This is a genomic window from Nocardiopsis lucentensis DSM 44048 (assembly GCF_000341125.1).
GTDB classification, from domain to species: Bacteria; Actinomycetota; Actinomycetes; order Streptosporangiales; family Streptosporangiaceae; genus Nocardiopsis; species Nocardiopsis lucentensis.
Window position 1 is genome coordinate 1 of record NZ_ANBC01000650.1, and the last position, 5551, is coordinate 5551.

Annotated in this window: 7 protein-coding genes; 2 read left to right on the forward strand and 5 right to left on the reverse strand. The window is 72.6% G+C overall.

The window, feature by feature from the left end; translation table 11 throughout:
• On the reverse strand, nucleotides 1-774 hold a 774-nt coding region (locus D471_RS0123025), incomplete at its 3' end, for an SDR family NAD(P)-dependent oxidoreductase (RefSeq protein WP_017600801.1).
• A gap of 147 nt (nucleotides 775-921) precedes the next feature.
• Here D471_RS0123025 and idi point away from each other — a divergent pair.
• Both idi and D471_RS0123035 read left to right on the forward strand, forming a co-directional pair.
• Entirely contained in the window at nucleotides 922-1500 is a 579-nt protein-coding gene (gene idi, locus D471_RS0123030; protein ID WP_017600802.1) for an isopentenyl-diphosphate Delta-isomerase, read from the forward strand.
• Nucleotides 1501-1705: 205 nt separating this feature from the next.
• Nucleotides 1706-2371, forward strand: coding sequence for an HAD family hydrolase (locus tag D471_RS0123035; protein WP_017600803.1), 666 nt, complete (start codon nucleotides 1706-1708; stop codon nucleotides 2369-2371).
• Nucleotides 2372-2414: 43 nt separating this feature from the next.
• Here D471_RS0123035 and D471_RS0123040 read toward each other — a convergent pair whose 3' ends face one another.
• The 4 genes from D471_RS0123040 to D471_RS0123055 form a co-directional block, all read right to left on the reverse strand.
• Nucleotides 2415-2717 (reverse strand): DUF6221 family protein, encoded by a 303-nt coding sequence (locus tag D471_RS0123040; RefSeq protein ID WP_017600804.1) that lies wholly within the window; start codon nucleotides 2715-2717, stop codon nucleotides 2415-2417.
• A gap of 82 nt (nucleotides 2718-2799) precedes the next feature.
• A complete protein-coding gene (locus D471_RS0123045; protein ID WP_017600805.1) occupies nucleotides 2800-3627 on the reverse strand; it encodes a glutamate ABC transporter substrate-binding protein in 828 nt (275 codons plus the stop codon).
• 22 nt (nucleotides 3628-3649) lie between these two features.
• Complete coding sequence (locus tag D471_RS0123050) at nucleotides 3650-5107, reverse strand: hypothetical protein (protein ID WP_017600806.1); 1458 nt, start codon at nucleotides 5105-5107, stop codon at nucleotides 3650-3652.
• Nucleotides 5108-5113: 6 nt separating this feature from the next.
• Nucleotides 5114-5551: FHA domain-containing protein (locus D471_RS0123055; RefSeq protein WP_017600807.1), on the reverse strand; the 438-nt coding region annotated here is incomplete at its 5' end.

Consider the following 5551-nt stretch of genomic DNA (forward strand, 5'->3'; position numbering starts at 1 on the left):
CCCCGTGAGCGGTTCGGCCTCGGCGGCGATGAGCGGTCCGTAGGAACCCGGCGAACGCCGCACCGTCTGTGCCGCGTTGTTGATGAGGATGTCCAGCGGCCCCTGCTCGGCCACGTCGTCGGCCAGCCGCAGGACCTGGGCGGGGTCGCGCAGGTCGACGCCGACCACGCGGAGGCGGTGCAGCCACTGGCCGCTGTCCGGCATGGCGGGGAACCGGCGGACCGCGTCCTTGGGGAACCGCGTGGTGACGGTGGTGTGCGCACCGTCGCGGAGCAGCCGCAGCGCGATGTACATGCCGATCTTGGCCCGGCCGCCGGTGAGCAGGGCGCGCCGCCCGGTCAGGTCGGTGCGCGCGTTGCGGCGCTCCCGGTTCAGGGCCGCGCACGCGGGGCACAGCTGGTGGTAGAAGGCGTCGACCTCCGTGTACTTCTCCTTGCACACGTAGCAGGGCCGGGCCTTCCTGAGCACCCCGGCCAGGGCCCCGGTCGCTCCGCTGGTCAGGGCTCGGCCGTTGGTCTCGTCGTCGATCCGGTCCGGGGCGGCGGTGGCGGTGGCGGCGAGCACGGCGTCGTCGTGCGCCTTCACCGCGTCCCTGCGGGCGCGCCGCCGCTTCTCCTTCACGATCTTGAAGAGCTTGGCGGAGGCCCGTTGCAGGACGAGCGAGTCCGGGTGGTCGGTGGGCAGCCCCTCCACCCGCGCGAGCACGTCCAGACACACGCGCAGGTGCTCCGGGTCGACTCCGGCCTCCGTCGTCTCCGTCACGTCTTCCGTCACCGCTGACTCCACCACTGTCCTCCACGGCCCCCGAGGCGGGGCCAAAAGGAACCATATGCGCACCCGGAGACCAGGCGGGGAACGATCCGGTGTGGGACGGAGGTGACTATGGAGGTGAACCGGGTGTCGTGAGACGAGAGGGAAGCCGTGAACCGACTGACCAGTGACGCGCGGGCCGAGGACACGGGCGGCACGCCCGAACTCGTGGTCCTGCTCGACGAACGGCACCGGCCGGTGGGCGTGGCCGACAAGGCCACCGTGCACAGCGCGGACACCCCGCTGCACCTGGCCTTCTCCTGCTACGTCCTGGGGCCCGACGGTCGGGTCCTGGTCACCCGGCGCGCGTTGGCCAAGACCACGTGGCCGGGCGTGTGGACCAACAGCTGCTGTGGCCACCCCGGCCCGGGTGAGGGTCTGGAGGAGGCCGTGCGCCGCCGGGTCGGCCAGGAGCTGGGGTTGGAGCTGGCGGAGGTCCGGCCGGCGCTGCCGGAGTTCCGCTACCGGGCGGTGTCGGCGGAGGGGATCGTGGAGAACGAGTTCTGCCCGGTGTTCTGGGCCCGCGCGGAGGGGGAGCCCTCCCCCGACCCCGACGAGGTGACCGAGTACGCGTGGGTGGAGTGGCCCGACCTGGTGGAGTTGGCCGCGCGGTCCCCGTGGGCGATCAGCCCGTGGGCGGCCGAACAGATCCCCGCCCTGGACGCGGCGGGTCCGGTTCCCCGGGTGTGACGGTTCGGGAGCCGGCAGGGTGCTGCAAGACGAGTCGAGCCGCGAGCGAGGAACGAGCGTCAGGCGAAGACGAGGATGAAGCATCCCTGCCTTCGGGGCGCCCGAACCCGGGCCAAAGCGAAGCGGAGGCCCAAAGCAAGCACAGCCGCGGCTTCTCTGGGTAGGACGGTCTCAGCGACCCCTCCCCCCGGTAGGAGCCGAGCAGATGCCACCTCGCCCCGTCGCCCTCGCCTTCGACGTCCTCGACACCCTGTTCCCGCTGGGCCCGCTGGAGTGGCGGTTCCGCGAGGCGGGGATCCCCCGCGTACTCATGACCCGCTGGAGCGACCACGTGCTCCGCGACACCTTCGCCCTCGCCCTCCTGGACGGCGACCGCTCGTTCGAGGACGTGGCCCGGGGGTCGCTCAGGGACATCACCGGGCACCAGATCGCCCCGGCGGCCGAGGACTCCGTCATCGAGGGCATGGCGCGGCTCGAGCCCCGGAGCGAGGCCGTGACCGCCGTGACCGCCGCGCGCGAGGCGGGCCTGCGGGTGGTGACCCTCGGCAACGGCGACGAACGCCCGACGCGGGAGCTGCTGGAGCGGGCGGGGATCCTCGACCTGGTCGACGGAGTGCTGGGCGGCGCGTCGGCGGGCGCCTGGAAGCCGGCCGCGGCGCCCTACCTCGCGGCGGCGCGGGAGCTGGGGGTCGACCCGCGCGAACTCGGCCTGGTCACCGCGCACGGGTGGGACGTGGGCGGCGCCGCGCGCGCCGGGCTGGTGACCGGGTGGTCGGCCCACCTGGAGGGCCGGTTCCCGGCGGTGTTCCCGGCACCGGACGTGTCCGGTCGGGACCTCGAACAGGTGGTCAAGGCCCTACTGGACCTTTGATCCGCGCCCCGGCCCCTGGGGCGAGGACCGAAGCGAGCACAGCTCAATCCTCCCAGGACCGGTCGTACTGGGGGTGGTTCCGGTACACCGTGGCCAGGTACTTCACCGCCCGGCGCCAGGCGAGCAGTTCCGACCACGGGTCGCCGCCGCTCTCGGCCGGTGACGAGGGCGCGGGTTCGAGGGGGCGCATGCTGGCGGAGTGGGCCTTGGTGTACCCCTCCACGATCATGCGCTTGGCCGCCACCTCGGCCAGCGCCCGGTCCCGGCCGCGGGCTCCCGCGGGGACGGCCCTCGACGCGCGTTCGTCCTCGTCCAGGCGCGTGTTGAGGAACTCGACGATGGTCAACGGAAACGACTCCCCTCCGGTCACCGTACGGCCCTACACCTGGCCCAGTATCCGTGATTCTCCGGTGGCGATCCACTCACCGTCAGGGACAACCCTCGAACTGCGGGACGCTCGTGACGAGGTCCAGACCGGTCTCCCCGAACCACGTCTCCAACAGCTGCCCCGCGGTTCCGTCCTGGTACATCTCGGTGATCGCCTTGTTGACCGCCTCGCACGCGCGCACATCGCCGTGCGGCAGCCCGACACCGTACTTCTCCTCGGTGAACGGGTTGTTGACCAGCCGAAAGGTGTCGGGGGCCTGGGCCAGGAAGCCCGCGAGGATCAGGTTGTCCGTGGACATCGCGTCCACCTCGCCCTCACGCAGGGCGTCGGCGCACGCGCCGTAGCTGGGGGCGTCCGTCTGCTCGACCCGGATGCCGAGCCCCTGGGTGATCCGCCGCGCCGAGTTCGACCCCTTCCCCTGGCACACGCGGAGCCCCTCCAGGTCGCGTACGTCGTCGATGTCGGTGTCCTCGGCCCGGACGAGCAGGTCCTGCTGGGCCACGTAGTACGGTCCGCCGAAGGTCACATCGGCCTTGCGGGCCTGGGTGATGGAGTAGGTCGCCACGACCATGTCCACCTCGCCGCCGATGAGCAGGTCCTCGCGTTCGGCGGAGGTGACCCCCACCAGCTCCACGCGGTCGGCGGGGAAGCCCAGGCGCTCGGTGAGGTAGTAGGCGACGTCCACGTCGAAGCCGGTCAGTTCGCCGTCGGGGCCCCGCAGACCGGTGCCGGGCTGGTCGTACTTGACGCCCACGGTGATCGACTCCGCGTCGAGCACCGAGACCTCCTCCCCCAGCGCCTCGGAGCACGCGGACAGTCCCAGCACCAGGGCGGCCGCCGCGGCGGCGGGACGGTGTCGCAACCTCATCGGCCCGTTCCTCTCTCAGGTGTCAGCGGTACTCGGCCAGCCGGGGGCGGACCCCGAGCGCGATCAGTGCGAGCACGGCCAGGACGCACACGGGGAGCCCCAGCCGCCAGGGGGTCAGCACCGCGTCCCCCCGCGCGATACCGTCGACGAAGGTGGTCCGGTGCAGGGCGATCAGTTCGTCCAGAGCGGCGACGTAGGCGGGAAAGGTGCCGTCGCGCGAGTCGGCGACGGACATGCGGGTCTCGACCGCGGCGGCCAGATCGCCGTCGCGGGCGGCGGCGCGCAGGTCGCGGTCGGCCGCGTGCAGCCGCTCGTAGGTCTCCAGCACCTCGGCGAGCGCGTCCTCCTGGCCGGGCAGCAGTGACCCCTGTGCCCGCTCGCCGAGGTACCCGAGGGTGCCGGGGTCATCGTCGTCGGGGTCGTCCGGCCCCGGCAGCTCGGGGTAGGCGTCGGCGACCTCGTCGACCGCCGCGTAGTACTGGTCCAGGTTCTCGGCGGGCCGGAACAGAACCTGCTGGGCCCGTTCCAGGTAGACCTGCTGGTAGTTGTCGGCCAGTTCGGGGTCGCCGAGGAAGCGGCTCTGGTCGGCCTGCATGTCGGTGGCGATCGCCCCCGCCCGTGCGAGCGCCATCGCCGCGTCCAGCCCCTCCTCCTTGGCGCCGCGCTGGTACCCGTTGCTCAGTTCGAGCGTGATGACGACGCCGACGGTCAGGAGGAGGACCCCGACGGTCGCGGCCAGGAGGGGGATGTTGAGGCGGCGGCGGAAACGTACGCGCAAGTAGAGCTGGAGCGCGACCAGCGCCACGATCGTGGCCGCGCCGACCGCGCCGACCGTCAGCATTCCCTGCGCGACCGAACGCTGCCCCTCCTCATGGTTCTGCCGCACGATCGCGGAGGAGTCCAACCCCAGGTTGAACGCCTTGGGAAGCAGCTCCGTGTGCATCAGTTGTGTCGCCCGCCGGTACTCCTCCAGCGCCTCCTCGTCCACCCTTCCCGGCGGGGCCTGTGCCTCGTCGTTGAGCAGGCGGGCGCGGGAGGCGTGCCGCTCGTAGGAGCCCATCCCGTCCAGGACCGCCTGGACGGTGCGCTCCTCCACGCTGTCGCCCTCGGTGAGTGAGGCGGCGTGGAGCAGCGCCTCGTTGGCCTGGCGGCGGCTGGCCTCGAAGCGGTCCAGGGCGTCGGCGCGCCCGGACCCCAGGTCGTGACCGGTCCCCATGAGCAGGACGTCGGCCATGCGCGCGTCCATGTCGGCCAGGGCCAGGTACAGGTCGGTGGTGGCCATGGCGCGCGGTCCCGCGTCGCGGCCGAGCACGTCGAGCCCGGTTCGGGCCTGGCCCAGGGTGGTGTGCGCGGACGCGAACAGCCCCGTGACGGCGACGACGCACACCATCGTCAGCGCCCACACCCGGGCCGGGGTGGAGTTGAGCCGGAACCGGCGGCGCCCGGTCCGGGGCGGGGACCCCGGAGGGTGGCCGGTCACCGGGCCTCACCCCTTCTGCACGGTGATGGCCGTCCACGCGCCGACGTAGATCCGATCACTGTCATTCAGGGGAACCTCCACGTTGCGGGGGATGGGGTCGACGGCTCCGTTGATCGTCGTCCCGTTGGCCGACCCCGGGTCGACGACCGCCCAGGTCCCGCCGGACACGGGCAGCAGGATCGCGTGTACGCGGGAGACGGCGGGGTCCCCGTCGGGGCCGCCGAGGTCGATCTCCGGGGTGAACTCCCGTTTGACGCTGCGCCGGCCGATGTGCACGCGCTCACCCTGGAGCCTGACCCGACGCTGCCGGTGGTGCGTGGGGAAGGGGAGCTGGGACGTGTCGAGCCTGCCCTGGTCGGCCATGTACTGGTAGTAGGCGGGGTCGGCGGCCACGATCGCGAGCCACGGGATCCCGGTCGCGGAGTCCGCGGCCCCGGGACGGCG

Excerpts from the sequence above, each read along its gene's own strand:
- D471_RS0123035 (WP_017600803.1), top strand. The coding sequence starts at position 1,706 with ATGCCACCTCGCCCCGTCGCCCTCGCCTTCGACGTCCTCGACACCCTG.
- D471_RS0123045 (WP_017600805.1), bottom strand. The coding sequence starts at position 3,627 with ATGAGGTTGCGACACCGTCCCGCCGCCGCGGCGGCCGCCCTGGTGCTG.